The sequence below is a fragment of the Pseudomonas sp. SGAir0191 genome (assembly GCF_002812565.2).
In the GTDB taxonomy this organism is placed as follows: domain Bacteria; phylum Pseudomonadota; class Gammaproteobacteria; order Pseudomonadales; family Pseudomonadaceae; genus Aquipseudomonas; species Aquipseudomonas parafulva_B.
Map to the genome: position 1 here is coordinate 202,773 of NZ_CP025035.2, position 26,410 is coordinate 229,182.

The 26,410-nt window shown below is 61.8% G+C and carries 22 protein-coding genes; 7 read left to right on the forward strand and 15 right to left on the reverse strand.

The window, feature by feature from the left end:
- Positions 1-223 precede the first annotated feature (223 nt).
- Positions 224-1,666, forward strand: a complete 1,443-nt coding sequence (gene gabD / locus CWR53_RS00860; RefSeq protein ID WP_058604696.1) for an NADP-dependent succinate-semialdehyde dehydrogenase — start codon at positions 224-226, stop codon at positions 1,664-1,666.
- A 182-nt stretch (positions 1,667-1,848) separates the two neighbouring features.
- Positions 1,849-3,126, forward strand: coding sequence for a 4-aminobutyrate--2-oxoglutarate transaminase (gene gabT, locus CWR53_RS00865; RefSeq protein WP_023535755.1), 1,278 nt, complete (start codon positions 1,849-1,851; stop codon positions 3,124-3,126).
- 78 nt (positions 3,127-3,204) lie between these two features.
- Here gabT and CWR53_RS00870 read toward each other — a convergent pair whose 3' ends face one another.
- Positions 3,205-4,191, reverse strand: a complete 987-nt coding sequence (locus tag CWR53_RS00870) for a sensor domain-containing diguanylate cyclase (protein WP_058604730.1) — start codon at positions 4,189-4,191, stop codon at positions 3,205-3,207.
- Positions 4,192-4,319: 128 nt separating this feature from the next.
- The gene (gene desA / locus CWR53_RS00875; RefSeq protein WP_058637055.1) at positions 4,320-5,504 is read right to left on the reverse strand and encodes a delta-9 fatty acid desaturase DesA; all 1,185 of its coding nucleotides are present in this window, start codon (positions 5,502-5,504) and stop codon (positions 4,320-4,322) included.
- 208 nt (positions 5,505-5,712) lie between these two features.
- On the opposite strand from desA, the gene dibA reads away from it, so the two are divergent.
- Complete coding sequence (gene dibA, locus CWR53_RS00880; RefSeq protein ID WP_100850585.1) at positions 5,713-7,608, forward strand: phosphodiesterase DibA; 1,896 nt, start codon at positions 5,713-5,715, stop codon at positions 7,606-7,608.
- Positions 7,609-7,646: 38 nt separating this feature from the next.
- Here dibA and CWR53_RS00885 read toward each other — a convergent pair whose 3' ends face one another.
- The 9 genes from CWR53_RS00885 to tcyJ all read right to left on the reverse strand — a co-directional run bounded on the left by CWR53_RS00885 (position 7,647) and on the right by tcyJ (position 16,555).
- The gene (locus CWR53_RS00885; RefSeq protein ID WP_058604699.1) at positions 7,647-8,291 is read right to left on the reverse strand and encodes a methionine ABC transporter permease; all 645 of its coding nucleotides are present in this window, start codon (positions 8,289-8,291) and stop codon (positions 7,647-7,649) included.
- Positions 8,281-9,390 carry a methionine ABC transporter ATP-binding protein gene (locus tag CWR53_RS00890; RefSeq protein ID WP_100850586.1) on the reverse strand — a complete coding sequence of 370 codons (1,110 nt, stop codon included), beginning with the start codon at positions 9,388-9,390 and terminating at the stop codon, positions 8,281-8,283. The genes CWR53_RS00885 and CWR53_RS00890 overlap by 11 nt, the downstream gene beginning before the upstream one ends.
- A 5-nt stretch (positions 9,391-9,395) precedes the next feature.
- Positions 9,396-10,193, reverse strand: a complete 798-nt coding sequence (locus CWR53_RS00895; RefSeq protein WP_100850587.1) for a MetQ/NlpA family ABC transporter substrate-binding protein — start codon at positions 10,191-10,193, stop codon at positions 9,396-9,398.
- Positions 10,186-11,577: an LLM class flavin-dependent oxidoreductase gene (locus tag CWR53_RS00900; RefSeq protein WP_100850588.1), complete on the reverse strand. Its 1,392-nt coding sequence runs from the start codon at positions 11,575-11,577 to the stop codon at positions 10,186-10,188. The genes CWR53_RS00895 and CWR53_RS00900 overlap by 8 nt, the downstream gene beginning before the upstream one ends.
- Positions 11,577-12,758, reverse strand: a complete 1,182-nt coding sequence (locus CWR53_RS00905) for an SfnB family sulfur acquisition oxidoreductase (RefSeq protein WP_100850589.1) — start codon at positions 12,756-12,758, stop codon at positions 11,577-11,579. Before CWR53_RS00905 ends, CWR53_RS00900 begins: the two co-directional genes overlap by 1 nt.
- Positions 12,759-12,807: 49 nt before the next feature.
- Positions 12,808-14,049: an SfnB family sulfur acquisition oxidoreductase gene (locus CWR53_RS00910; RefSeq protein ID WP_058604704.1), complete on the reverse strand. Its 1,242-nt coding sequence runs from the start codon at positions 14,047-14,049 to the stop codon at positions 12,808-12,810.
- 285 nt (positions 14,050-14,334) lie between these two features.
- Positions 14,335-15,093, reverse strand: coding sequence for an L-cystine ABC transporter ATP-binding protein TcyN (tcyN, locus tag CWR53_RS00915; protein ID WP_058637062.1), 759 nt, complete (start codon positions 15,091-15,093; stop codon positions 14,335-14,337).
- Between the two features lie 2 nt (positions 15,094-15,095).
- On the reverse strand, positions 15,096-15,764 hold the full coding sequence (gene tcyL / locus CWR53_RS00920) for a cystine ABC transporter permease (protein ID WP_023535780.1): 669 nt from the start codon (positions 15,762-15,764) through the stop codon (positions 15,096-15,098).
- Positions 15,761-16,555, reverse strand: coding sequence for a cystine ABC transporter substrate-binding protein (tcyJ, locus tag CWR53_RS00925; protein WP_058604706.1), 795 nt, complete (start codon positions 16,553-16,555; stop codon positions 15,761-15,763). Before tcyJ ends, tcyL begins: the two co-directional genes overlap by 4 nt.
- 275 nt (positions 16,556-16,830) lie before the next feature.
- Between tcyJ and epsC the strand changes: the two genes are divergently transcribed.
- Entirely contained in the window at positions 16,831-17,763 is a 933-nt protein-coding gene (epsC, locus tag CWR53_RS00930; RefSeq protein ID WP_027914137.1) for a serine O-acetyltransferase EpsC, read from the forward strand.
- Positions 17,764-18,067: 304 nt separating this feature from the next.
- On the forward strand, positions 18,068-20,029 hold the full coding sequence (betT, locus tag CWR53_RS00935) for a choline transporter BetT (RefSeq protein ID WP_167339081.1): 1,962 nt from the start codon (positions 18,068-18,070) through the stop codon (positions 20,027-20,029).
- Positions 20,030-20,109: 80 nt separating this feature from the next.
- Here the strand turns inward: betT and tauD are convergent, their stop codons facing one another.
- Genes tauD through tauA form a run of 4 tightly spaced genes read right to left on the reverse strand, consistent with a single transcriptional unit; the run spans position 20,110 to position 23,612 of the window.
- The gene (gene tauD / locus CWR53_RS00940; protein WP_100850590.1) at positions 20,110-20,943 is read right to left on the reverse strand and encodes a taurine dioxygenase; all 834 of its coding nucleotides are present in this window, start codon (positions 20,941-20,943) and stop codon (positions 20,110-20,112) included.
- 48 nt (positions 20,944-20,991) lie between these two features.
- Positions 20,992-21,831 (reverse strand): taurine ABC transporter permease TauC, encoded by an 840-nt coding sequence (gene tauC, locus CWR53_RS00945; RefSeq protein ID WP_058637066.1) that lies wholly within the window; start codon positions 21,829-21,831, stop codon positions 20,992-20,994.
- Positions 21,828-22,613, reverse strand: a complete 786-nt coding sequence (gene tauB / locus CWR53_RS00950; RefSeq protein ID WP_058604711.1) for a taurine ABC transporter ATP-binding subunit — start codon at positions 22,611-22,613, stop codon at positions 21,828-21,830. Before tauB ends, tauC begins: the two co-directional genes overlap by 4 nt.
- A gap of 27 nt (positions 22,614-22,640) precedes the next feature.
- Entirely contained in the window at positions 22,641-23,612 is a 972-nt protein-coding gene (gene tauA / locus CWR53_RS00955; RefSeq protein WP_100850591.1) for a taurine ABC transporter substrate-binding protein, read from the reverse strand.
- Between the two features lie 491 nt (positions 23,613-24,103).
- Between tauA and CWR53_RS00960 the strand changes: the two genes are divergently transcribed.
- Together CWR53_RS00960 and CWR53_RS00965 are read left to right on the forward strand one after the other, a co-directional pair.
- Complete coding sequence (locus CWR53_RS00960) at positions 24,104-25,438, forward strand: OprD family porin (protein ID WP_058604713.1); 1,335 nt, start codon at positions 24,104-24,106, stop codon at positions 25,436-25,438.
- Between the two features lie 160 nt (positions 25,439-25,598).
- A complete protein-coding gene (locus CWR53_RS00965) occupies positions 25,599-26,240 on the forward strand; it encodes a peroxiredoxin (protein ID WP_100850592.1) in 642 nt (213 codons plus the stop codon).
- The last annotated feature ends 170 nt before the right edge of the window (positions 26,241-26,410 follow it).

Sequence of the window (26,410 nt, forward strand, 5' to 3'; positions counted from 1 at the left end):
TGCCTAGGGCTACAATTTTCGATTCGTGCTCGCCCAGGTCCGGCGGGCTGCATTACGCCAGGCCAGCGGGCCGATTTCAGATTAAGGTGTTCAACCGCTCGTTCTTTTTTTCGAACAGCCTATTGTCCAACACCCCAGCAGACGCTTAGCATTCGTTTGAGATTTCAAACGCTCGGAGCCCTGCGCTGGGCGCTTTCAACAATCAACAATTCGGGAAGCCGACATGCAGCTCAAAGACGCTCAGTTGTTCCGCCAGCAAGCCTTCATCAACGGTGAATGGCTGGATGCGGACAGCGGCCAGACTATCAATGTGACCAACCCTGCCACGGGCGAAGTCATTGGTACCGTGCCGAAGATGGGTACTGCGGAAACCCGCCGCGCCATCGAGGCAGCCGACAAGGCCCTGCCGGCCTGGCGTGCTCTGACCGCCAAGGAGCGCTCGACCAAGCTGCGTCGCTGGTTCGAACTGATGATCGAAAATCAGGACGACCTCGCTCGCCTGATGACCACCGAACAAGGCAAGCCGCTGGCTGAAGCCAAAGGCGAAATCGCCTATGCCGCCTCCTTCATCGAGTGGTTCGCCGAAGAAGCCAAGCGCGTCTATGGCGACACCATCCCGGGCCATCAGCCTGACAAGCGCCTGATCGTCATCAAGCAGCCGATTGGCGTCACTGCGGCCATCACCCCGTGGAACTTCCCGGCTGCCATGATCACCCGTAAAGCCGGCCCGGCCTTGGCCGCTGGCTGCACCATGGTGCTCAAGCCTGCCTCGCAGACGCCGTACTCCGCGCTGGCCCTGGTCGAACTGGCCAACCGTGCCGGTATTCCGGCGGGCGTGCTGAGCGTGGTCACCGGCAGTGCTGGCGAAGTCGGCAGCGAGCTGACCGGCAACGCCTTGGTGCGCAAACTCTCCTTCACAGGCTCCACCGAAATCGGTCGCCAGCTGATGCAGGAATGCGCCAAGGACATCAAGAAAGTATCCCTGGAGCTGGGTGGCAACGCCCCGTTCATCGTGTTCGACGACGCCGATCTGGATAAGGCAGTCGAAGGCGCGATCATCTCCAAATACCGCAACAACGGCCAGACATGCGTCTGCGCCAACCGTATCTACGTGCAGGACGGCGTCTATGACGCGTTCGCGCAGAAGCTGGCCGCCGCTGTCGCCAAGCTCAAGATCGGTAACGGCCTGGAAGACGGCACCACCACTGGCCCGCTGATCGACGGCAAGGCCGTGGCCAAGGTGCAGGAGCACATCGAAGACGCAGTGAGCAAAGGCGCCAAGGTCCTGTCCGGCGGCAAGCTGATCGAAGGTAACTTCTTCGAGCCGACCATTCTGGTCGACGTGCCCAAGACCGCTGCCGTTGCCAAGGAAGAAACCTTCGGCCCGCTGGCGCCGCTGTTCCGCTTCAAAGACGAAGCCGAAGTCATTGCCATGTCCAACGACACCGAGTTTGGCCTGGCCTCCTACTTCTACGCCCGCGACATGAGCCGTGTGTTCCGTGTCGCCGAAGCGCTGGAATACGGCATGGTAGGCATCAACACCGGCCTGATTTCCAACGAAGTGGCGCCATTCGGCGGTATCAAGGCTTCTGGCCTGGGCCGCGAAGGCTCCAAGTACGGTATCGAGGATTACCTCGAAATCAAATACCTGTGCATCAGCGTCTGATCGCACGGTAAAGGCTTTACCTCTGCCAGCGGGGCGCGAGAGCGACGTTCCGCTGGCCTTTTTTACATTGCAGCACCTGGTGGCCAGGGCGCTCGCGGCGGTCGATCAACGAATACTGACTGCGGGCAACCCCAGCTACCCCCGAATAAAAGCGCCATGTTCAACGGCGCAATGAGGGCATTATGAGCAAGACCAACGAATCCTTGATGCAACGCCGTGTCGCCGCCGTTCCACGTGGCGTCGGCCAGATCCACCCGATTTTCGTTGAATCGGCCAAGAACTCCACCGTCATCGACGTCGAAGGCCGCGAACTGATCGACTTCGCTGGCGGTATCGCCGTGCTGAACACCGGGCACCTGCACCCAAAAGTGGTTGCAGCGGTGCAAGAGCAGCTCACCAAGGTCAGCCACACCTGCTTCCAGGTGCTGGCCTATGAGCCCTACGTAGAGCTGTGCGAAAAGATCAACAAGCTGGTGCCAGGTGACTTCGACAAGAAGACCCTGCTGGTATCCACCGGCTCCGAAGCGGTCGAGAACGCCGTCAAGATCGCCCGTGCCGCGACCGGCCGCGCTGGCGTGATCGCCTTCACCGGCGGCTACCACGGCCGTACCATGATGACACTGGGCCTGACCGGTAAAGTCGTGCCGTACTCCGCAGGCATGGGCCTGATGCCAGGTGGCGTCTTCCGTGCACTGTTCCCGAGCGAGCTGCATGGCGTCAGCGTCGACGATGCCATCGCTTCGGTCGAGCGCATCTTCAAGAACGATGCCGAGCCACGTGACATCGCCGCTATCATCCTCGAGCCCGTACAAGGCGAGGGCGGCTTCTTGCCAGCGCCTAAAGAGCTGATGAAGCGTCTGCGTGCCCTGTGTGACCAGCACGGTATCCTGCTGATCGCCGACGAAGTGCAGACCGGTGCAGGCCGTACTGGCACCTTCTTCGCCATGGAGCAGATGGGCGTTGCGCCTGACCTGACGACCTTCGCCAAGTCCATTGCTGGCGGCTTCCCGCTGGCCGGTGTGTGCGGCAAGGCCGAATACATGGACGCCATTGCACCAGGCGGCCTGGGCGGCACTTATGCCGGTTCGCCAATCGCCTGTGCGGCGGCCCTGGCCGTCATCGATGTATTCGAAGAAGAAAACCTGCTGGACCGCAGCAAGGCCGTGGGCGAGCGCCTGACTGCCGGCCTGCGTGAAATCCAGCAGAAGCACCCGATCATCGGTGACGTGCGTGGCCTGGGTTCGATGATTGCCGTCGAAGTCTTCGAGAAAGGCACTCATACCCCTAACGCTGCAGCTGTCGCCCAGGTCGTTGCCAAGGCACGCGACAAGGGTCTGATCCTGCTGTCCTGTGGTACCTACGGCAACGTCCTGCGTATTCTGGTGCCACTGACCGCCGAAGACGCCTTGCTGGACAAGGGCCTGGCCATCATCGAAGAGTGCTTCGCTGAACTCGCTTGATGTAGCTGGCTTTAAAAAAACCCGCTTCGGCGGGTTTTTTCATGTCAGCAATATACAGACGGCAGGGGGCGGCGATATTCACCCCTGAACGATCTGATTCTTGCCTTGGCGCTTGGCTTGATACATGGCTGCGTCGGCGCGGGCATACAAGCTGTTCAGGGTGTCATCGTCATCCAATAAACCCGTCAGGCCCTGACTCACCGTCACGCTGTAGGTCTGGCCCTCCTGGCCGAAGCTCAGCCGCTGAACCTCCCGCTGCAACCGTTCGGCGATCTGTTCTGCCACTTTGGCCGTACAGCCTGGGAACACCGCGGCAAACTCTTCGCCCCCGATCCGGCCGAACAGATCACCTCGGCGCAGTACCGTCCTGCCGCTGTGGGCGATGCGCTGCAGCACCTGGTCGCCTTCCTGGTGGCCATAGCTGTCATTGATGTTCTTGAAATCGTCGATGTCCAGAAGCAGGAACGTCAGCGGTGTACCGTCCTCGCGTGCCTTGTCAAACGCCTGCTTGGCGCATTCGAAGAAATGGCGACGGTTACTGCTCTGGGTCAGGACATCGGTAGTGGCCAGGCGCTGAAGCTCGCCTTCCAGTCGTTTCTTGTCAGTGATGTCTTCGGCGATGCCAACGATGGTTACCCGATCGCTACCTGGCTGCTGGCTGACGTAGCACTTGTCGCTTAACCAGCGCAGTTCGCCATCGCCATTGAGAATGCGGTATTCGCGGTGTTCCACGGAGCCTGTGGACAGTACCTGAGCCAGGCTCTGTTCGGCAAATTCAAGATCATCCGGATAGATGCTGTCGCGCCATACGTTGAAATCGGCCATGACCTGGCAGACAGGGCGACCGAAGATGCGCTCGAACGCAGGGCTTACGTACAGCACTTGCCGCGTTTCCCAATCGAAGGCCCACAGTACGGCGTTGACACTTTCGAGCAGCGAACTGAACAACTGCTCACGTTCGCTGAGACGGGCGACTTCGCCTTGTGCATGCATCAGTGCCAGCAGGGTTTGAGCAGCGTCGGGGGGAGGAGTACCGGGCAGAATCTTGGGATTGTTCTTGGCCATGTGCACAGAGCGCGCTCGACGGGTAAAGGTGCGGCCACCTTCCGGCCGATGTGGGCAGTTCGAGTCGAAACAGAGCTGTGAAGTTCCTGAGCTTACGCCCCAGAATGGGGCGTATCGATCAACGGAGGTCAGGCAGCGGTCGGGCGCAGGGAATAGGTTTTCAACTGTGACGCGAAGTCGCGCAGGGCGTGGATGCCACTGGTCTCGGCCTCATGCACCCAATCCTTCATGGCGGCAAGCATATCGTGGCCGTTGGCGCTGGTCCGCGCCCAGATCTGCTGCAGGGCCAGGCGTTTCTCGTAAATAGTCTTCAATGCCTGGCTGTGCGCCAGCATGGACTCGATACGGACATGGTGGCGATCCTCCAGCAAGCTGGTCTCGCGGGACAGCAGGCGCTTGGCGCGTCGGAAATGGTGGCTGACCGAGGCATCGACGCGGTCCAGTTCCTGTTTGACCAGCGGGCCGATCACAAGCTTGCGGTACTGGGCCATGATCTGGAAGCGGTTGTTCAGGATGGCCATGGCGGTGTCCATGTCCAGGCTGGCCTTGCCGGCAACGCGGTGGGCGATGGGGGCCACGCGCTGGACCTTGGCCAGCCGCAGCAGGCAGAACAGGCGAATCCACGCCCAGCCCATATCGAATTCCCAGCGCCTGACCGAAAGTTTGGCCGAGTTGGGGTAGGTGTGGTGATTGTTGTGCAGCTCTTCGCCGCCAATGACGATGCCCCAAGGCACCAGATTGGTCGCAGCGTCGCGGCATTCGAAATTGCGATAGCCCACGGCATGGCCCAGCCCATTGACTACCCCGGCTGCCCAGAAGGGAATCCACATCATCTGCACGGCCCAGATCGTGATGCCGGCGGTACCGAACAGCAGCAGGTCGATGAGCGCCATCAGCACGATACCGCCCAGCTTGTAGCGGGAGTAGAGGTTGCGTTCGACCCAGTCGTCCGGGCAGTTCTTGCCGTAGATGCGCAGGGTCTCAGGGTTGCGCGCCTCTTCGCGGTAGAGCTCGGCCCCTTTACGAAGCACCGTGCTCAAGCCCTTGTAGACTGGGCTGTGCGGGTCGTCCGGGGTTTCGCACTTGGCGTGGTGCTTGCGATGGACAGCGGTCCATTCACGGGTGTTCTGCGCCGTGGTGAGCCACAGCCAGAAGCGGAAGAAATGCTTGAGCCCGGAATTGAGCTCCAGCGCGCGATGCGCGGAATAGCGATGCAGGTAGACCGTGACGCTGACAATGGTCACATGGGTCATCAACAAAGTGATGCCGACCAGTTGCCAGGCCGACAAGTCGAGCAGGCCGTTGTACCACATAGGTAGAAATACCCTCGAAATTCAGGGGAAAGGTGCGATTATCCCTGGGTCGGGAAATAAAACCAGTCAAAGCTGACCACGCGATGTTTCAGCGGGGCGGCGGTGCCCGGCATGCCTTGGCGCCAGGCCTTTGCAAAGCGGCAACCGCACGTCGGGCAGCAGAAGCTTTATAATCCCCCAACATTTTCCATGGGCAATTCCACCCGACATGTCTGTTTCCGTTCGCGACGCCTTGCGCATGGCTGCGCTCTATGTGGTGCTCTCGATCCTCTGGCTGGTGCTGGCCGAGGTGGTGCTGCACAGCATGACTGAAGACCCCCTGGCCCTGACGGTGGGGCGCCAGATCAACGTCGTGGTCTGGGTGTTGCTCAGCGCCTTGCTGATCTACGTCTCGCGTGTGCGGCTGTTGAACTTCATCGGTGCCGGTGCGCGCCTGCGCGGCGAAGACCGTGAGCGCTTGCGCATGGCCGCCGCGGTGTTCGACTGCACCCTGGAAGGGGTCCTTGTGACCGACCGGCAGGGGGTGATCGTGCACGTCAACCGCGCGTTCATGCGCATCACCGGCTATCAGCAGGATGAGGTCATCGGCCAGCGCCCGAGCAAGTTCAAGTCGGGGCACCATGGCGCCGCGTTCTACCAGCAGATCTACGCGGCCCTGACCGAGACTGGGGAGTGGAGCGGCGAGATCTGGAACCGCCGCAAAAGCGGTGAAATCTATCCTCAATGGCAGACCATCCGCGCCATTCGCGACGACGAAGGCGAACTGAGCCATTACGTGGCGGTATTCAGTGACATCAGCGCCATCAAGCATTCGGAGCAGGAGCTGGCCTACCTGGCCCACCATGATCCCCTGACCGACCTGCCCAATCGCCTATTGTTCACCGACCGGGTCCAACAGGCGTTGGCTGCGGCCCAGGCCAAGAAGCGCGGTTGTGCGCTGCTGCTTCTGGATCTCGATCATTTCCAAAGCATCAACGACGGGCTGGGTCATACGATCGGCGATCAGTTGCTTAAGTTGGTGGGCGCCCGCCTGGGCGAAGTGGTGAGCAGCGGGGTCACCCTGGCGCGCCTGGGCGGCGACGAGTTCGGCGTCCTGGCCGAGCACTGCCAGGACCTGGGGCAGGCGGCAAAGCTGGCCCAGCGCATCATCGAACGCATGCGCGAGCCCTTCCTGTTCGAGGGCCATCGCTTGTTCATCAGCGTCAGCGCAGGCATCAGCCTGTTCCCAAGCGACGCCCTGAGTGCCGAGCAGTTGCTGCGCAATGCCGATTCGGCGCTGTACAAGGCCAAGACCAACGGTCGCGCCTGCTACGCCCTGTACACCGAGGAGCTGACCGCGCACGCCCAGTTGCGCGTGGAAACGGCCGGGGAATTGCGCCGCGCCCTCGAGCAGGATGAGCTACGCGTGTTCTACCAACCAGTGCACGACCTGGCCTCGGGCAGCCAGGTGGGGGTCGAGGCGCTGGTCCGCTGGCAGCATCCCCAGCGGGGCCTGGTGGCACCGGGCGAATTCATTCCGATTGCCGAACGCACCGGTCTGATTGCTGAAATCGATGCCTGGGTGCTACGCCAGGCGTGCCTGCAGATGGTGCGCTGGCAGCAGGAAGGCCGCCCACTGGCATTCGTGGCCGTGAACATCTCGAGCCGGTTGTTTGGTCAGCATGAGTTGTACCGGCAGGTGGCCGATGTGCTGCATGAAACAGGCCTGGCGCCAGCGCTGCTTGAGCTGGAGGTCACGGAAAGTGCGGTGATGGAAGACCCGGAAGTGGCCCTGGAGCAGCTTCACCGTCTGCGCGAGCTGGGGGTGACTTTGGCCATCGATGATTTCGGCACCGGGTATTCCTCGCTGCTACGCCTCAAGCGCATGCCGGTGCAGAAGCTCAAGATCGACCAAGGCTTCGTAACCGGGCTGCCGTGCGATGAAGATGATGTCGCGATCGTACGTGTGATCATCGCCCTGGCCCGCAGCATGGGCATGCAGGTGCATGCCGAAGGCATCGAGCAGCAAGAGCAGGCCAGCTTCCTGCTGCAGGAGCATTGCCAGCTCGGGCAGGGCTACTGGTTCGGCCGGCCGGTCGCCGCAAAGGACCTGCGCTGGGAGTGAGGCCAGGGGCTGGCTTGGCGCCAGCCCTTCGCCTTCGCTCATCGCTTGTTCAACCCTCGGGCCAGCCGGTCGCCACCGAGCTGGATCAGTGCCACCAGGGCCACCAGCATGGCGATCACCGTCAACATGATCTGGCTGTCGAAGCGCTGGTATCCATAGCGGTAGGCGATGTCCCCCAACCCTCCGGCACCGATGGCGCCCGCCATGGCGGATGAATTGATCAGCGTCACCAAGGTGATGGTGAAGCCGCCGACGATGCCTGGCAGGGCTTCTGGCAGCAGCACGTGCCAGACGATGTGCCAGCGTCGGCACCCCATGGCCTGCGCCGCCTCCACCAGGCCGTGGTCGACCTCTCGCAGGCTGACTTCGGCGATGCGGGCGAAAAAGGGCGTGGCCGCGATGGTAAGGGGCACGATGGCCGCCCAGACGCCATAGGTTGTGCCGACCACCCACCGCGTAAAGGGGATCAGGGCAACCATCAGGATCAGAAACGGCACCGAGCGAAACAGGTTGACGAACGCGCCCAGCACCCGGTTGAGCAGCGGCGCCGCATAGATGCCGCCCTTGTCGCTGGTCACCAGCATGACGGCCATCGGTACGCCCACCAGCAAGGCGATCAGCGAAGAAACGCCCACCATCAGCAGCGTGTCGAGCAAACCCTCCAGCAGACGATCAACCCACATGGCCCAGCACCTCCACATCTTCGGCCCAGCGCCGACTGCGTTCCAGGAGGCGGTTGGCGTCGTGGGGCGAGTGCTGCACCGACACGATCAGTTGCGCCAGGGTATGCGCGCCGATGGATTGCACACCCCCCTGCAGCAACCGCACGCGTCCGCCCAACTCGGCGAACAACGCCGACAGATCGGGCTCGCCGAACGCTGTCAGCTTCAGCACGATGGCGCTGTCGGGGCTCGATGGCGCAGCCTTGATGTTCGCGGTCAAGGCCTCTGGCAAGGTCGGTTGCAGGGGCGCCAGCAACGTGCGCGTGGTGGCGTGCCGTGCCGCGCCGAACACCTGCCAGACCTCGCCCTGCTCGACCAATTGGCCACGCTCCAGTACCGCAACCCGATGGCAGGTGTCGCGCACCACGGCCATTTCATGGGTGATCAGCACGATGGTCAGGCCCAGGCGTTGGTTGATGTCGCGTAGCAGTTGCAGGATTGAGGCGGTAGTCTCCGGGTCCAGCGCCGAGGTCGCTTCGTCGCACAGCAGGATACTTGGGTCATGCACCAGAGCGCGGGCAATGCCCACGCGCTGCTTCTGGCCGCCGGACAACTGCGCAGGGTAAACGTGGTGCTTGTCCTCGAGGCCAACCAGTTGCAGCAGCTCGCGCACCTTGTGCTGGCGCTGCGCTTTGGCGACGCCGGCCACCTTCAGGGGTAGCTCGACGTTCTGCCATACGGTCTTGGCTGACATCAGGTTGAAGTGCTGGAAAATCATGCCGATGCTTCGGCGCAACCCCACCAGTGCGTCCTCGTCGTAGCTGGCAATGTCCGCCTGCTCGATCAGCACTCGGCCTTGCGTAGGCTGTTCCAACCGGTTGATGGCGCGCAGTAGCGACGACTTACCCGCCCCGCTGCGGCCGATGATGCCGAAGATTTCACCGCGCCGGATGTTCAGGTCGATGCCTTGCAGGGCTGGCTGGCTCTGGCCTGGATACGTCTTGCCCAGCCCGATGAACCGCACATGGGCGTGGTTGACGTCAGGGCGCAGGTCCAAGTGTTCAGCCTGACGGGGTGGTGCAGGGGATTCGAGTGCTCGCCGTGCAGTGGACTGGCTCATCGCTGTCACTCCCAACCGGCCTGGTAGAGCGTGCCATGAGCCTTGTCCAAGGCCGCACGTACAGCGGGCGAGTGCTGGTAGATGTCGACGAACTTGGCCAGGCGAGGGTCATCCTTGCTTTGTGGGCGAATGACGAACTGAATCACGTATTCCTTGTTCTCCAGGCCATCGAAAAGCAGGGCCGAGGTGGCGTCAAAACTGTTGGCCAGCCGAATGTAGGCGGGATAGCCCTGCACCAGGTCCGCGTCGTCATACGCCCGTACCAGCTGGACCGCTTCGACCTGAATGATCCTGAGCTTTTTCGGGTTGGCCGTGATGTCCTGTTCGGTGGCCTTGTAGCCCACACCCGGTTTGAGCGTGATCAAGCCAGCCTTGGCCAGCAATTGCAGGCCGCGTCCGCTGTTGATCGGGTCGTTGGCGATTGCGACGCTGGCCCCTTCGGGCAGGTCGGCGAAATTTTTATAACGCTTGGAATACAGGCCCACGTTGTTGATGATGCCTGGGGCGTAGGGCACCAGATCGAAACCGGCAGCAGCCTTGGCATTTTCCAGAAAGGGAATGTGCTGGAAGTAGTTCACGTCGATGTCGCCACTGTTGAGGCTGACATTGGGGGCTATCCAGTCGCTGAATTCGATCAGCTTCACCTCGAGCCCTTGCTTGTGCGCCTCTTCGACGGCGGCTTCCAGCGGGATGGCGAAGGCTGAGGTGGTGCCGATCTTAAGCGGCTCATCGGCCAGGGCTGCGCTGGAGAAGCCCAAGGCAATCGCGACGGCCGCAATGGGACGAAATAGTTTTTCAAGCATGGTGCAAGGCTCCAGTCGAGGCGGGGGCAGGCGCAAAGCGGTAGGTCGAGCCAGGGTGATCGGCTGGCAAGTAGGGATGGTCGGTTGCGAACAGCTTTTCGCGCAGCGTGCCGCCGGCGTAGGCGGTCTTGTAGCGGCCGCGCGCCTGTAGCGGCGGAATCACCAGGTCGATGAAGTCCTCAAAGCTTTCCGGTGTGACGGTGCGGGTCAGGTTGAAGCCGTCCAGGCCGGTTTCGTCGGCCCATGCGATCAGCTCATCAGCCACCTGCTCGGGGTCGCCGACCAAGGTGACGTAGCGACCGCCCAAGGCGTGCTGTTGCAGCAGGCGGCGTCGGGTCCAGGCGTTTTCCTGCAGTTGGCGGGTGGCCGACTGGATGGCGTTGCCTTGGGTAAAGGCAATCGGCTCGTCCAGATCGAAGGCCGCAAAGTCGATGCCGGTGGAGGCGGCAAAATGCGCGACGCCGGCTTCGGGGCTGGCATGGCGCAGGTATTCGGCGTGCTTGGCCAGGGCTTGTCGCTCGGTGGGCGCCACGATCACCGTAATGCCCATGAAAACCTTGACTGCCATTGGGTCGCGACCCGCAGCCCTGGCAGCGGCGCGCACCTTGTCCACCTGGGCGCGGGTTGAAGCCTTGTCCTGGCCGCTGATGAACACGCACTCGGCATGGTTGCCCGCAAACGTCAGGCCGCGCGGCGAGCTGCCAGCCTGGAACAGTACCGGCGTACGTTGTGGCGACGGCTCGCACAGATGATAGCCTTCGACATCGTAGAACTCCCCGTGGTGATGGACCTTGCGCACTTTGTCGGGGCGCGCGTAGATGCGTTGTCCGCGGTCAGCCAGCACGGCATCGTCGGCCCAGCTTCCCTCAAGCAGTTGGTACAGCACCTTGAGGTATTCATCGGCCTGGTCGTAGCGACGGTCATGCTCAGGCTGCTGGGTCAGGCCCATGGCGCGCGCAGCGCTGTCCAGATAGCCAGTGACGATGTTCCAGCCGACTCGGCCATTGCTCAGGTGATCCAGGGTCGAGAGACGGCGTGCAAACAGATAAGGCGCTTCGTACGTGAGGTTGGCCGTGAGGCCGAAACCGAGATTGCGGGTAACGGCGGCCATGGCAGACACCAGTAGCAGAGGGTCGTTGACCGGCAACTGGATGGATTCCTTTAACGTTACGTCCAGCGACTGGCCGTAGACATCGTAGGTGCCGACGATGTCGGCGATGAACAGACCGTCGAACAGGCCCCGTTCCAGCAGACGCGCCAAATCGGTCCAGTATTCGAGGGTCTTGTACTGGGTCGACGTATCGCGCGGGTGCGTCCACAGGCCATGGTTGATATGCCCCACGCAGTTCATGTTGAAGGCATTGAGCAGGATCTGCCGGGCCATCAGATGGTCCCCCGGCGCGGTGGGTTTTGCTCGTTGAGGTAGTAGTTGCCGATGGCGTGGTATTTCCAGCGCACCGGGTCGTGCAATGTGTGTACCCGGGCGTTGCGCCAGTGGCGGTCGAGATTATGTTCGGCCAGCGTGGCCTGACTGCCACTGAGCTCGAACAGCGTAGTGCCGGCGGCCAGGGCGATTTCCGTGCTGATGGCCCGTGCCTCTGCTACGGCAATGGAAGCCGCGGCTACGGTTTCGGCCGTGCTGTCGTCACGCGCGCTGTCCAGGTAGTGGCCTGCGCGTTCGAGCAAGGCTTCGGCAGCGTGCAGGCGGATAGCCAGCTGCCCGAAGCTCTTGACGGTCAACGGATCGTCGCTCGCCTGCTCCACGCCTGAGTCCACCCATGGCCGGCTGCGGGTCCGCACGAAATGCAAGGCGTCCTCATAGGCTGCCCGGGCGATGCCGGTATCGATGGCGGCATGAAGAATCTGCGCCAGCGGGCCTACCGGGGTGGGGCGATCGAACACGCTCTGGAACGGTACGACGTCCTGTGCGCTGACGGGGACGTTATCGAACACCACCGAACCGCTGCCGGTGGTGCGCTGGCCGAAGCCACTCCAGTCGTCGATCACCTGCAGGCCGGGGCTGTCGGCAGGCACGAATGCCAAGTGCTGGACGCCTTGGTCATCGACCACCGAGGTGGGTATGCGCTGGGCGTATAGCGCGCCAGTGGCGTAGAACTTGCGACCGTTGATGCGAAAGCCATCGCCTTCGCGGCTCAGGCGTGTGGTGCGGTCATTGGCTGTCTTGGTGCCCAGCTCTGCCAGGGCATTGCCGAACCGCCGGCCTGCCAGCACTTCGGCGTACAGACGCTGCTGCTGTTCGGGCGTGCCGTTTACCCGCAGCACTTCCAAGGCATAGAAATGGTTTTGCGGAATCTGCCCGAGCGAGCCGTCGGCCTGCGCGATGATGGCGATGACCTTGGCCAGGGTGACGTTGGATACGCCCGCCCCGCCGTAGGCCTTGGGTACGCTGATACCCCATAGGCCCGAGCGTGTGAACAGCGCCAGCTCAGGGTGTGGCAGACGCCGCTCACGGTCGCGCACCGCGCTGTCGGGGCTTAGCTGGCGGGCGATGTCCAAGGCAACGGCCAAGGCTTCGCCGTCGCTGGTAATGATGCGTGTGGTCATGGTGTGTCTCCGGTGCCCCGGACCGCGCAGCGGTCCTGCAGGCTACCCATCAGATCCAGGAATGCCGCGCGGGCAGGGTGCCGTTGAGGTGGTACGCGCCAACCGCGTGGTATTTCCAGCGCACCGGGTCGTGCAGGGTGTGCACGCGGGCGTTACGCCAGTGGCGGTCGAGGTTGAACTCGGCCAGGGTGGCGCGGCTGCCAGCCAGTTCGAACAGTTTCTCGCTGGCCTGCAGGGCAATCTCGGTGGTCAGTACCTTGGCCTCGGCCACCGCAATTGACGCACGGGCAGCCGACTCGGCATCCACCGGCGCTGCGTTGACCTCGTCCAGCACCTGCCCGGCCCGGCGCAGCAGCGCCTCGGCGGCATGCAGTTCAAGCTTCAGGCGGCCGATGTCGGCGATGACATAGAGGTCGTCGCTCGCGCGCTCTACCTGGGCTTCGACCCAGGGGCGCGACTTTGTGCGCACGAAAGCAATGGCGTCATCGATGGCGGCCTCGGCAATGCCTGCGTCGATGGCCGCCTGGATGAGCTGCGAGGCGGCGCCCTGGGTATTGGGTACCTCCCGCTGACGCCAGTTGTCGATAACCAGGTCTGCCTCTACCGGAACGTCATCGAGCAGTACCGTTCCGCTGGCCGTGGTGCGCTGACCAAACCCCGACCAATCGTCGACGATGCGTAACCCGGGGGTGCCGCGGCGCACGAAGGCCAGGCGCTGGCGACCTTCCTCGTCCAGCGCCTTGACCGCCACCCAGTGGGCGAACAACGCGCCGGTGGAGTAGAACTTCTCGCCACTGATGCGATAGCCATCACCTGCGCGGTTGATCCGTGCCTTGAGGGTGAGGGTGTCCTTGGTTCCGCGCTCAGGGCCTGCATTGCCGATTCGCCAGCCGTCCAGCACGCTGCGAAACAGCACTGCCTGTTGCGCCGGCGTGGCTGTCAGGCGCAGCAGTTGCAGCATGCCGAACTGGTTCTGCGGGATCTGCCCCAGCGCAGGATCGGCAGCGCTGATCAGGCGGAACACTTCGGCCACGGTTTCGAACGACACATCAGGGCCGCCGTAGGCCTTCGGAACGCTGATGCTCCCCAGGCCACTGCGGGTAAACAATTCGATTTCGGCCCAGGGCAGTTCGCGTTGCTGATCCCGACGGGCAGCCTGTTCGCGCGCGACAGCGGCGACTTCACGTGCAGCTTGCAGCGCTTGGGCATCGCTGTGCAGAACCTTGGCTGGCAGCAAGGGCGGTGCACTGTCGAGCACGCTGCGGGAGGAAATAAGGGCTTGGCTGGACATCAGTGCCGCTCCTTGGCTGCACTCAATGCCCTGGCGTTCTGCACTGGGGTGATGGTGATCCTGACCATTGCTGACCTCACATGTAGGTTATGCCGCTACAGCTGATCGCGACAGACGTATGCTGGTCCGGTGGTCCGGTGTATATACCGTAAGGGTTTATAAAATATTTATGAACTAACGCTTTGGAATATATATAGAAGCGCGTCGCCTGCCCCCAGGCGACATGGACTCAGGTGTGAGCTGAGTGACGTACGGGCTACTACAGCGCGGGCTGGCTTTGCAGGCTTATTCAGAAGCAGCCGTGCCCAGAAACTTGCGCAGGAATTGCCGCGTACGCTCCTGTTGCGGGGCCGCGAACAACGCCTTGGCCTCACCTTGCTCCACTACCACACCCTTGTCGAAGAAGATGACCCGGTTAGCCACGTCGCGAGCGAAGCTCATTTCATGGGTAACGATGATCATGGTGCGTTTTTCTTCTGCCAGGCTGCGAATGGTCGCCAGGACCTCGCCTACCAGTTCCGGGTCCAGCGCCGAGGTGGGTTCATCGAACAGAATCACCTCCGGCTCCATGGCCAGGGCACGGGCAATGGCCACCCGTTGCTGCTGGCCCCCGGACAGGCGACGCGGGTAGGCGTCTTCCTTGCCTGCCAGGCCCACCTTGGCCAATAGACGCCGGCCAAGGTCCACCGCTTGGTCGCGCGGTGTTTTCTTGACGATCACCGGCCCTTCGATCACGTTCTCCAAGGCCGTGCGGTGGGGAAACAGGTTGAAGTTCTGGAACACGAAGCCTGCCTGTTGGCGCAGGCGACGTATGGCGCTGTGTTGCGGGCCGAGGGGACGGTTGGCGTCGATGCTGATGGCGCCGATCTTGATTTGCCCGGCATCGGGCGTTTCCAGCAGGTTCAAGCACCGCAGGAAGGTGGTCTTGCCCGACCCGCTGGGGCCGATTATCGCTACCACTTCACCCGGCTGCACCGTCACATCGATGCCATCGAGCACGGTCTGGCCCTTGAAGCGTTTGGTCAGGCCTTTGACTTCGATCATGCTCAGTGCTCCTGGTCATGTTGGTTGACCCGCGCTTCCATGCGGTTCTGGAAGTAGGCCAGGATGCTGCACAGCACCCAGTAGACCACGGCCACTGCCACGTACATGGTGAACACCTCGAACGTACGTGCTGTGATCAGCTGGGCCTGACGGAACAGCTCCGGCACCTGGATGGTGGCGGCCAGCGCGGTGTCCTTGACCAGCGAGATGAAGCTGTTGCCCAACGGCGGCAACGCGGTGCGCAGCGCCTGGGGCAGTATCGCCCGGCGCATGGCTTGTACGCGGGTCATGCCGATGCTGGCCGCTGCTTCCCACTGCCCACGGTCGATCGAAGAGATCGCGGCGCGCAGGATCTCGCAGATGTAGGCGGCCATGTTCAATGACAGCCCGATCAGCGAGGCGGGGATCGGGTCGAGCTCGATGCCGATCTGTGGCATGCCGAAGTAGATGACGAACAGCTGCACCAGCAGGGGCGTGCCTCGGAAGAACGATACGTATATCCGTGCCAGCCAGTTGAGCGGCAGCACTTTGGACAAACGCATCAACGCCAGGGCAAAGCCCAGCACCAATCCGAAAAACATGCCCCCTACGCTGAGCAGCACGGTGTAACCCGCACCCTTGAGCAGGAAGGGTGCGGAGTCGGCGACCAGTTGCAGGCTTTCAGCGATCATCGGGTGACGTCAGCACCGAAGTACTTTTCGGACAGCTTGGCCAGCGTCCCGTCCGCCTTGAGCTTGTCGATGGCCGTGTTGATGGCGGCCAGCAGTTCAGGTTCGCCCTTGCGCATGGCAACCCCGCTCTCCAATCGCGAGAAGGCATCGCCCGCCAGTTGTGTGTCCTTGGCTTTCTGCGCGTATTCAAGCGCAGCCAGGCGGTCGATCAGGATGGCATCGATGCGGCCATTGCGCAGGTCTGCGAACTTACTGGGGTCGTCCTCATAGGTCCGCACTTCGGCCTTGGGCACATCCTGCTTGACCCATTGCTCGTAGTTGGTACCCAGGCCTACACCGACTTTCTTGCCTGCCAGGTCCTGAGCGCCCTTGATGCCGAGCTGGTCAGCCTTCTTCTTCAGCACCAGCGCCTGGATACCCGAGACGGTGTAGGGTTCGGAGAAATCGTATTTCTTCTTGCGCTCTTCGGAGATGGTGACCTGGTTGACGACGATGTCCAGCCGCTTGGACTCCAGCGCAGCCAGGATGCCGTCCCATTTGGTCGGCTGAATCTTGGCCTTCACGCCCAGTTCCTTGGCCAGCAATTCGGACAGCTCGACTTCGAAGCCGGTCAGCTTGCCGTTTTCATCCTGGAAGCTGAACGGCGGGTAGGTGCCTTCGAGGCCGACGCTGATCACGCCTTTTTCCTGGATGGTCTTCAACTCTTCGCCGGCAAAGGCCTGGCCAAGCAGGCCCGTGCCCAGCAACAGGGCCAGGCTGGCATTGAGTAGCGGTTTGGCGAACTTCGACATGTCTGAGCCCCGAGCGTGTTGTGAATGAAGTGATGGCGACTATAGGGTTGGATGCGCAACGCAGGAAATAGTCAAAAATTATCGCACCTTGCCTATTTATGCGTTTGGAAATTGTCCATTGATCTTGAGGGTAGGCGAGGCCGGCATGGCTGTCATCGCCCTTGCCTTGCGATGCAGTGTAAAGAGGCAGAGATGAGGGCCTGGTCCACGGGCTTGCCCGTAGAATGACGGCATCGACAACAGAACAGATAGCCTAAAAGGCAGGAGAACACACCGTGAGCGAACAACCCGCCTCCGGGCACTGGCAACTGCAGGGGATCGTGGCCGGCTTGCGCGGTGCCCGTGAGCAATGGCGCACCCGCAATGGCCGCAGCAGCGGCGAGCAAGGTGGCCGGGAGCTGCCCTCGCGCGAAGCGGTACGACAGATCCTCGAACAGCTCTGCGGCGCGTTGTTCCCCATGCGTCTCGGCCCGGTGGACCTGCGCGAGGAGAGCGAGGATTTTTATGTCGGCCATACCCTGGACGCCGCGCTCAATGCGTTGTTGGTGCAGGCACGCCTGGAACTGCGCTACGCCGCCCGCCAAGGCAAGGAGGACCTGGCGGGTGTCGATGCCCATGCCCTGAAGCTGATCCAGGGCTTTGCCGCGGCGCTGCCAGGCATGCGTGTGCTGCTCGATACCGACGTGCTGGCGGCCTATCACGGCGATCCGGCGGCACGCAGTGTCGATGAGGTGTTGCTGTGCTATCCCGGCATCCTGGCGATCATCCACCACCGTCTGGCCCATCACCTGTATACGGCCGGGCTGCCACTGCTCGCACGGATCAGCTCGGAGCTGGCGCATTCGGCGACGGGTATCGATATTCATCCCGGGGCTCAGATCGGCCCAAGCTTCTTCATCGACCACGGTACCGGCGTGGTCATCGGCGAAACTGCGATCATTGGCGAGCGCGTGCGGATTTATCAGGCGGTGACCCTTGGCGCCAAGCGCTTCCCGAGCGATGAGTCCGGCACGTTGCACAAGGGCTTGGCACGTCATCCGATCGTTGAGGATGACGTGGTGATCTATGCCGGCGCCACCGTGTTGGGGCGTATCACCATCGGGCAGGGTTCCACCATCGGTGGCAACGTGTGGTTGACGCGCAGCGTACCGCCGCACAGCAACATCACCCAGGCCAACCTGCAGCTCGATTGCCAGGACAAACAGTGATCCTAGGCGGTGCCTTGGGTAGGCACCAGACCGTCACATGCCCCTTCAGCCGGGGGGCGACAGGGCAAGTCAGGCTGGCCAAAGGGTGTCTCCAGGGCGTTACCAATCGGCGCTCCAATTCGCAATGAGGCTCAAACCATGTTTAACTTGAACGCTTGTTCAATTAAAAAAACGCTGGTCCGCTGCCGGTGTTCATCAGGAGGATTCCTTTGCTGAACCCGTTAATTATGCGTCTTTCGTCCTTTGACGAGGTGCACACGCGATGAGTGCACCGACCCCTTCGCTTGCCCCTGGCAAGATCCGCATGAACCCCCCGGTGTTCTATTTCGCGGCAAGTTTCATCCTTATCTTCGGCCTTGTGGTCATTACCAATCCGCAGAGTGCGGGCCAGTGGTTGCTGGCGGCGCAGAACTGGGCTGCCAACACGGTAGGCTGGTACTACATGCTGGCAATGACGCTGTACCTGGTCTTCGTGGTGGTCACCGCCGTATCGGGCTACGGCAAGATCAAGCTCGGTGCCGACCACGACGAACCCGAATTCAGCTACCTGTCGTGGGCGGGCATGTTGTTCGCTGCGGGGATCAGCATCACGCTGTTCTTCTTCTGCGTCTCCGAACCGCTTACCCACATGTTGCAACCACCCCAGGGTGAAGGGGGCACGGCTGAGGCGGGCCGGCAGGCAATGCAGATCCTGTTCCTGCATTGGGGCCTGCATGGTTGGGGCGTCTTTGCCTTCGTCGGCATGGCGCTGGCCTATTTCGCCTACCGGCACAATCTGCCGCTGGCCTTGCGCTCTGCGCTCTATCCGCTAATCGGCAAGCGCATCAACGGGCCTATCGGCTATGCGGTCGACGGCTTCGGCATCATCGCCACGGTGTTCGGCCTGGGGGCCGACATGGGCTTTGGCGTGCTGCACCTCAATGCCGGCCTGGATTACCTGTTCGGCATCAGCCACAGCCAGTGGGTGCAGGTGGTGCTGATCACGCTGATGATGGGCGCGGCGGTGGCCGTGGCAGTAGCCGGTGTGGAAAAAGGCGTACGGGTGATGAGCGACATCAACCTGTTCCTGGCCTGTGCGCTTTTGCTCTTCGTGCTGTTCGCAGGCCCCACCCAGCACCTGTTCAATACCCTTATCCAGAACCTGGGCGACTATTTGGGCGCCTTGCCGCGCAAGAGCTTCGATGTCTATGCCTATGGCGATAACCGTGAGTGGCTGGGCGGCTGGACGGTGTTCTACTGGGCTTGGTGGATCGCATGGGCGCCCTTCGTGGGCTTGTTCATCGCGCGCATCTCCCGTGGGCGGACCATTCGCGAGTTCGTCTTCGGTGTGCTGCTGATTCCGCTTGGCTTCACCCTGGCGTGGATGTCGATCTTCGGCAACAGCGCACTGGACCAGGTCATCAATCACGGCATGACCGCGTTGGGCCAAGCCGCGTTGGACAACCCATCGATGAGCCTGTACCTGCTGCTGGAGACCTACCCGTGGAGCAAGGCGGTAATCGCCATGACGGTGTTCGTCAGCTTCGTGTTCTTCGTGACGTCGGCAGACTCCGGTACCGTGGTGCTGTCCACGCTGTCGGCGACCGGCGGCGATGCCGACGAGGACGGCCCGAACTGGCTGCGCATCTTCTGGGGTGCCATGACGGCGCTAGTGACCAGTGCCTTGCTGTTCGCCGGCAGCATCGATTCGCTGAAGTCGGCGGTGGTGCTCACCTCGTTGCCCTTCTCGCTGATCCTGTTGTGCATGATGTGGGGGCTGCACAAGGCCTTCTACCTGGAGTCGCAGCGCCAGATCGCGCAGATGCATTCGCTGGCTCCCTTCGCCCAGTCGCGCCGAGGCCGTGGGGGTTGGCGCCAGCGCCTGAGCCAGGCCGTGCATTTCCCTTCGCGGGACGAGGTGTACCGGTTCATGGACGATGTGGTGCGCCCGGCCATCGCCGATGTGCGTGAGGTGTTCGAGCAGAAAGGGCTGGTGCTGATCACCCAGGACGACCCGAGCCATGACAACGTCAGCTTGAAAGTCGGGCATGGCGATGAGCAGCCGTTCATCTACCAGGTGCAGATGCGCGGTTACTTCACGCCCTCGTTCGCCCGTGGTGGCCTGGGTGCCCATGAGTTGAAGAACCGCCGCTATTACCGGGCGGAGGTCTACCTCAGCGAAGGCAGCCAGAATTACGACCTGGTGGGCTACAGCAAGGAGCAGATCATCAACGACATCCTCGACCAGTACGAACGGCACATGCAGTTCCTGCACCTGGTACGCTGACCCTCCGCGCCAGACCAGCCCTGAAAAGGCGAACCACCAGGTTCGACCTTTCAGGGCTGGGGCATCGGCCATCCCTCTCGTTAATAGGGCGCATCGCCCAGGATCGTTGCCCTGTGCATCACCCGCCGGCTTGGCCGGTAGTCATCCACCGCGTAGTGCTGGGTGACGCGGTTGTCCCAGAACGCCACGTCGTTTTCCTGCCAGCGCCAGCGGATCGTGAACTCCGGCCGGGTGGCGTGGGCGAAGAGCAGCTTGAGCAGCGCTTCGCTTTCCAGCTCGCTCAGCTCATTGATGCGTGTGGTAAACCCCTCGTTGACGAACAGTGCCTTGCGCCTACTCACCGGGTGCGTGCGCACCACCGGATGCGACAGCGGCGGGTTCTCGCGCCGGGTCTGCTCCCAGCGCGCCAGCTCCTGTGGCGTGGTGCCAAAGCGCTCCAGCGGGAATGACTTGGTGAAGTCGTGGGTCGCCGTCAGCCCGACCAGCATCGCCTGCAGTGGCGCTGACAATCCTTCGAAGGCTGCAATGCCACTGGCCCACAGGGTATCGCCGCCATAGGCCGGCAATTGCTTGGCACTGAGCACTGCGCCCAGGGCCGGTGTCGGTAGGAAGGTCACGTCGGTGTGCCAGACGGCATTGTCTCGGACGTCGGTGACCGCAGTATCGAGCACCAGCACCTGGGGCGTGCCGGGTACGTTGGGGTAGATGGGGTGGATATGCAGGTCGCCAAAGCGGGCGGCAAAACGCGCCTGCTGGACGGGGGCGATGGGCTGGTCGCGGAAGAACAGCACCTGGTGGCGAAGCAACGCGTGCTCGATGGCATCGCGCACCTCGTCGCTGATGTCGCGGGCAAGGTCCACGCCGCTGATCTGTGCGCCCAGCGCCGGGCTGAGTGGGGTAATGGTCAGGCTCATGTCGGTCTCTTGAGGCAGGCGCCCTGGCGGGCGCACGAGCGGTAGGGGTCAGTGGCTTTGCCCGTGCCAGGGCACCAGTCGGCGTTGCAGCGCGCGCAGGCTCATCTCCAGCGCGAAAGCGATCAGCGCGATCAGCAGGATGCCCAGCACCACCACATCGGTGACCAGAAACTGCGCGGCCGACTGCACCATGAAGCCAAGGCCGCTGGTGGCGGCGATCAGTTCGGCCGCCACCAGCGTCGACCAACCGACGCCCAGGCCAATCCGAATGCCCGTCAGAATGTCGGGCAGCGCGCTGGGCAAAATCACGTGGCGAATCAGCTGGGCCCTGGTCGCGCCCAGCGATTGCGCGGCGCGCAGCTTGGCAGGGTCGGTGGTGCGCACACCCGTGGCTGTGGCGATGGCGATGGGCGCGAAGATCGCCAGGTAGATCAGCAGCACCTTCGACAACTCGCCGATCCCGCACCAGATGACGATCAGCGGCAAGTAGGCGAGCGGGGGGATGGGCCGGTAGAACTCGATCAACGGGTCGAAGATGCCCCGTGCCACCCGGCTATACCCAATGGCGATACCCACCGGAATGGCCGTGAACACCGCAGCCAGCAATGCCGTGCCGATACGCCCGAGGCTGGCGCCAAGGTGCTGCCACAGGCTGGCGTCCATGTAGCCCTGGGTAAGCAAGACCCAGGCTTTGGCCATGATGTCAGCAGGTGAGGGCAGAAACAGGGGCTCGACCCACTCGGCGGCCGTGACCAGCCACCAGGTCAGCACCAGGCTGGCCAGGGTCAATGCGCTGATCCAACGGGTGGGCAGCAGACGAGCCCCGCTGGCGGCAGGTGCTGATTGAACAGTGGGCTCACTGGCCGCTGGCATATCAAGGCTGCTCATGCGCGCTCCTGGGATTGACGGTGGGAAAAGACCCGGGCCAGCACATGCTCGCGAGCCTCGATGAAGCGCGGGTCGGACTTGATCGCCCGCGCCGACTCACCGTTGGCGTAACGCTGGCCGAAGTCCAACTCAAGCCGCTCGACGATGCGCCCTGGGCTGGGCGCGAGCAGCACCAATTCAGTGGCGAGAAACACGGCTTCCTCTATGTCATGAGTGATCAGGAATACGGGTTTGTCGGTGCGCTGCCAGATATCCAGCAGCAGCGTCTGCATGTGCTCGCGGGTGAACGCATCCAGTGCGCCGAACGGTTCATCCATCAGCAGTACGCCAGGGTCGGCTGCCAATGCACGGGCCAGGCCCACGCGCTGCTTCTGGCCGCCTGAAAGCTGCCATATGCGCCGCTCGGCGAAATCCGCAAGGTCGACCAGGGCGAGCATCTCGCGTGCCTTGGCTTCACGTGCCGTGCGTGGCACACCGGCCAGTTCCAGGCCGAAGGCGACATTGCCCAGCACGTTCTGCCAGGGCAGCAGGGCATCGTCCTGAAAGACCACGCCACGCTCGGCACCTGGCCCCTGCACAGGAATGCCGTCGAGCGTGATGCGTCCCGCGCTGGGGCTGACGAATCCTGCGACCAGGTTCAGCAGCGAGGTCTTGCCACTGCCTGAGGGCCCGAGCGCCACCAGCAATTGCCGCGGCCCTAGGCTCAGGGTGATGTTGGCCAGCACCGGGCTCGCGGCACCCGGGTACTGTGCGCTGATGCGCTCCAGTTCGAGCAAGGCCATGTCAGGCTCCTGTGGTTGTCTGCAAATTCAGTGGGGGAGGTACTGGGCACTGACGTAAGGGCTGTAGTCCGGCAGTACGGCCTCGACCTTGCCTTGTTGCTTGAGGAACGTGGCCGTGTCGGTCAGGGCCTGGGTAGTAGGCGTGCCCAGGGCGCTGGCCTGGTCTGCGGCCAGCGGGTAGACGTTGCCTTGCAGCAACACCGGGATGTCCGAAGTCTTGGCGCCGGACAGCTTGGCCAACTTGGCGACGTTGTCCTGGTTCGCCAGCCAGGCTTGCGGATCCTTTCGGTAATCTGCATACGCCTCTAGGGTGACCTGCGCGAAAGCCCTGACCACGTCGGGGTGCTTGGAGGCGAAGTCTTTGCGCACGATCCAGGCGTCGAAGGTGGGGGCCCCTGCCTTGGCCAACTCGCCCGAGGTGATCAGCACCTTGCCGCTTTCCTTCGCCACGCCCAGCGCAGGGTCCCACACGTAGGTCGCGTCGATGTCGCCACGTTTCCATGCCGCGATGATCGCTGGCGGTGCCAGGTTCAGGATCTGCACCTTGGCAGGATCGATGTTCCAGTGCTTGAGCGCTGCCAGCAGGCTGTAGTGCCCGGTCGACACGAAGGGTACGGCGACTTTCTTGCCCACCAGATCCTGAGGGGTCTTGATCGCGTCGCGCACCACCAAGGCTTCGCCAGCCCCGATCTGCGTGGCGATCAGAAACGTCTCGATCGGCAGCTTGCGGGTTGCGGCGGCTGCCAATGGGCTGGAGCCCAGGTAGCCGATCTGCACATCCCCACTGGCAACGGCGGTGATTACATCGGCCCCGTTGTCGAACTTGCGCCAGTCGATGCTGGCTTTGGTCGCCGCCTCATAGTCGCCATCGACTTGCGCCACCTTGGCAGGATCGACCGTTGTTTGATAGGCCACCGTAAAGTCTGACGCCTGGGCTATCCAGCTGGCGCCAGCAAGCGCCAGGGTACTGAGAATTCGCAGGGTGCGGTGCGGGTTCATGGTGAGCTCTCATCGGGCAAGGGATGCATGAGCTAAGGCTAATTGATCTAAAAAACTAAAAATAAATAACTTTTAAGAATTAGCTTAGCGCTCATTTGGCACCCTTGGTCGATGATTGACCACGCGCAATGGCAAAGTCAGCCGACGCTGCTAGGCTCAGCCTCCCTATAGATCCAATTGGAATGAGGTTATGAGCAAACGATTGCAAATAGCCGGGGGTTATGAGAAACCCACTTGCTACAACAAAATGCAGTAATGGTTCCTTACATATTCCTTAAAAGTCTTACAGATTCACAAAACAGTCATTTTGGATTTATAGGATTGTCATTATCCTGTAGCCCAGGTTGGCGCCTTAGACCAAAGTCGCGAAACGTTTAGAAATGATTGACTAAAGGGTCACGCTTTGGGACTAAATCGCCCATCCATGGTGAGCGGGGCAATAGACCCGGCCGCCTGAGATACACAAAAATTAGAACGTAGAGGAGCAAAGCATGTACAAGTCCAGCCTGGCCATGGCCGTGGCACTGGGTGTTCTCGCCCAACAAGCAGGTGCTGCCGGTTTCGTGGAAGACAGCAAGCTGTCGGTCAGCTCGCGCACCATGTACTTCAATGGCGACAACCGTGACGGTGGCGCCGACAACCGTGAATCGGGCCAGGGCTTCAAACTGGACTACCTGTCCGGTTTCACCCAGGGCACCGTTGGTTTCGGTGTAGACGCCCAGGCCCTGTGGGGTATCCACCTCGACGGCGGCCGTGGCAAACACCCTGACAACAGCAGCTTCTTCCCGAGCGACTCCGACGGCTCTGCCGTGAGCCAGTGGGCTCGCCTGGGCGCCAACGCCAAGGCCAAGTTCTCCAAGACTGAAGTCCACTACGGTAGCGCCCTGGCGCCTAACCTGCCGATCCTGGTCTCCAACGATGGCCGTCTGCTGCCGCAGACCTTCGAAGGTGGCACCATCCAGTCGAAGGAAATCGACAACCTGACCATCAACGCCGGTCAGCTGACCCACGCCATGGGCCGCGCCTCGAGCAACCGCACCGGCCTGTCGGTCAACGGCGCCTTCCGCGACAGCAACAAGTTCCGCTACGGCGGCCTGGACTACAAGCTCACTCCAGACCTGACCCTGCAGTACTACTATTCGAACCTGGAAGACTTCTACAAGCAGCACTTCCTGGGCGCTACCCACGTCTTCAAGATCGCCGACGACCAGTCGTTCAAGACTGACCTGCGCTACTTCAACAGCAGCAGCGACGGCCGCAACGGCGACTCGGGCTACACCTTCAACAACAACGGCGGCTTTGCCAAGACGCCTGGCGAGGTCGACAACAAGACCTGGTCGGCGATGTTCACCTACACCCTGGGCGGTCACTCGCTCATGCTCGGGCACCAGCGCGTCAACGACGACGGCGGTTTCGTCTGGTTGAACCAGGGTAGCGTGCGCAAGGACGGTTCGCGTTCCTCGCTCGAAGGCGCCGGCGGCGCCAGCTTCTACCTGTTCACCGACAGCATGATCAACCAGTTCGCCAAGGCCGGTGAGAACACCACCTTCGGTCAATACGCCTACGACTTCGCGCGCCTCGGCGTACCGGGCCTGAAGGCTTCGGTGTCCTACCTCAAGGGTGAAGACGGCAAGAACGCCAGCGGCAATGGCCACTTCAGCGAGTGGGAACGCGACGCCCGGATCGACTACGTCATCCAGGAAGGCACGTTCAAAGGCCTGGGTGCGAGCCTGCGCCACGGTGTTTACCGCGGCACCGGTGAAAGCTCGGTGGCCGATCAGGACCAGACCCGTTTCATCGTGAACTACACTTACAACTTCCTGTAAGCCGTAGCCACATCAGAAGCCTCGCTTGATGCGAGGCTTTTTTGTGAGCGAAATTTGTTATGCATAAAAAGCATTAACAAAGCTTTATTTATTCTTTTTCAGGTTGACGAAATTCAGGCACATTCATTCCACAGGCACCCCAGCACAGGAGCTGCATCCCATGAGCCTCAAACTCGGCGATATCGCCCCGGATTTCGAACAGGACTCCAGCGAAGGCAAAATCCATTTTCACCAATGGCTGGGCGACAGCTGGGGCGTGCTGTTCTCGCACCCTGCCGACTTCACCCCGGTATGCACCACCGAATTGGGGCTCACGGCCAAGCTCAAGGATGAATTTGCCAAGCGCGGGGTCAAGGCCATCGCGCTGTCGGTCGACCCGGTGGACTCGCATCACCGTTGGATCGAAGACATCAACGAAACCCAGCAGACCGTGGTCAATTTCCCGATCCTTGCCGATGCCGACCGCAAGGTGTCGGATCTGTACGACCTGATCCACCCAAACGCCAGCGATACCCTGACCGTACGCTCGCTGTTCGTCATCGACCCGAACAAGAAGGTTCGCCTGACGATTACCTACCCCGCCAGTACCGGGCGAAACTTCAACGAGATTTTGCGGGTAATCGACTCGCTGCAACTGACCGATTCGCACAAGGTAGCCACGCCAGGCAACTGGCAGGACGGTGACGATGTGGTGATCGTTCCTTCGCTCAAGGACGAAGAAGAGATCCGGCAACGATTTCCAAAAGGCTACACGGCGGTCAAACCCTATTTGCGTCTGACGCCTCAACCGAACCGAGCGTAAATACTGTGTTGCATAACGCTTAGCCAAGCAGGGATTTTCGGGCCGTTTCGACGGCCCTTTTTTTTGACTTAAATTACCTTGCAAATATCTAAATAGAATAAACAAAGAATTAAATATGATTTATAGATATATAAGGAAACTGCTAATGTCATTCCACCGTAACCCAAGGA